The organism is Undibacterium sp. JH2W, from assembly GCF_049340425.1.
Taxonomy (GTDB): Bacteria; Pseudomonadota; Gammaproteobacteria; order Burkholderiales; family Burkholderiaceae_D; genus Undibacterium.
Window position 1 is genome coordinate 1 of the sequence record NZ_JBMPOT010000114.1, and the last position, 255, is coordinate 255.

A 255-nucleotide genomic window follows, 5' to 3' on the forward strand; every position below is an offset into this window, starting at 1 on the left:
ACATCCTCATCACCAAAATTATCGACCAGGTCAAACTGTCTGGCCAGGCTTCTGATGCACGCTCCAAATTCTGGAAAGCCGCTTCCGTACAAGCTGGTGCAGCTTCCCTGAAAGAAGGCAGCCCATTTCGCTTCATCGCTGACTCTGGCATCAAAGCCACAGAACACCATGAAGGCGCTCTGCTGGAACAAATCGACTTGAATACCTGGGTATCCATGTCCATCCAGCGTGCTGTTGACAAAGTACAAAGCCGCC

General features: G+C 51.4%; 1 pseudogene. It reads left to right on the plus strand.

The features are described 5' to 3' along the window. A pseudogene (locus ACO0LC_RS29360) lies at positions 1–255 on the plus strand (MotA/TolQ/ExbB proton channel family protein); the annotation flags it as partial.